Genomic DNA, 999 nt, shown 5'->3' on the forward strand with positions numbered 1-999 from the left:
CCCGCCCGGGGGACACGGCTCAGTGGTTGCCCGCGCCGTTGCCCGCCAGGACCGAGATGTCGTCCAGGATGTGCGACAGCGCCTCGTCGTCCTTGGCCTGGGTCGAGTTCTCGGTGCACTCCTGGTACTGCGGCGAGGACAGGATCGGGATGTCCTGCACGCCGATGTTGAGCAGAGCGAGGACCGACTGGACGTTGACCTTCGCCGGCAGGCCGACACAGAGCTTGTTGAGCGAGCTCTGGACCAGCGTGGCCTGCGGGCTCAGGTTGCCCTTGGTCACGTTGTTGCCGAACGCCTCGTGGGCACCGTTGCCGCTGAACGACGTGGTGCCGTGGTCGTTGCCGATGGCAAGCGCCTGGGGGGCTGCCGCCGCCGACACACCGACGAAGGACGCGGCGACCGCCGCCGCGGCCATTGCCTTCTTCAGCATTTCGCAAATCCTTTCCTGGCTCCACGCCAAGACGCATCTTCCTGCCCCCGCATCAACCGAACCCACGGGAATTGGTTGCGGGGCATCACCCATTCAGACCCGCATTGGGCCATCGGAGTGAACACCAGCAACCCTTTGATGCGATCTGCGGTTGACCCAGGTTGCTCCGGTGGACGGGGTTACTTCAGAAGGGAATGACAAGTGATCAAGAAGGTTCTGGCCTCCGCCGCGGTCGCCGCCGCCGCTGTAGGCGCCTCTGCCGCCGTCGCGTCGCCGGCCCTGGCCATCGGCAACGACCACGGCACCACCTCTTTCAGCGGCAACGGCGCTTCCCAGGCGTTCGGCAACTCCGCGACCTACGGCAACATGAGCCCGCAGATGGCGCTCATCCAGGGCTCCTTCAACAAGCCGTGCATCGGCCTGCCGGCGAAGCTGAACGCCCAGTCGATCCTCGCCCTGGTCAACGTCGGCGTGCAGGACATCCCGATCCTGTCCTCGCCGCAGAACCAGCAGTGCACCGAGAACTCGACCCAGGCCAAGGGCGACGAGCCGCTGTCGCACATCCTGGA

The 999-nt window shown here is 66.0% G+C and carries 2 protein-coding genes; one reads left to right on the forward strand and one right to left on the reverse strand.

What is annotated here, in order from left to right; translation table 11 throughout:
* Positions 1-19: 19 nt before the first annotated feature.
* Positions 20-430, reverse strand: a complete 411-nt coding sequence (locus ACFVIU_RS34985) for a rodlin (RefSeq protein ID WP_385847537.1) — start codon at positions 428-430, stop codon at positions 20-22.
* Between the two features lie 201 nt (positions 431-631).
* On the opposite strand from ACFVIU_RS34985, the gene ACFVIU_RS34990 reads away from it, so the two are divergent.
* Positions 632-999 (forward strand): rodlin (locus tag ACFVIU_RS34990; RefSeq protein ID WP_385847539.1); only part of this gene is annotated, 368 nt, incomplete at its 3' end.

This window comes from Streptomyces sp. NPDC127190 (assembly GCF_042672505.1).
GTDB lineage: Bacteria > Actinomycetota > Actinomycetes > Streptomycetales > Streptomycetaceae > Streptomyces.

Coding starts and splice junctions, on each gene's coding strand:
- ACFVIU_RS34985 (WP_385847537.1), bottom strand. CDS start 430: ATGCTGAAGAAGGCAATGGCCGCGGCGGCGGTCGCCGCGTCCTTCGTC.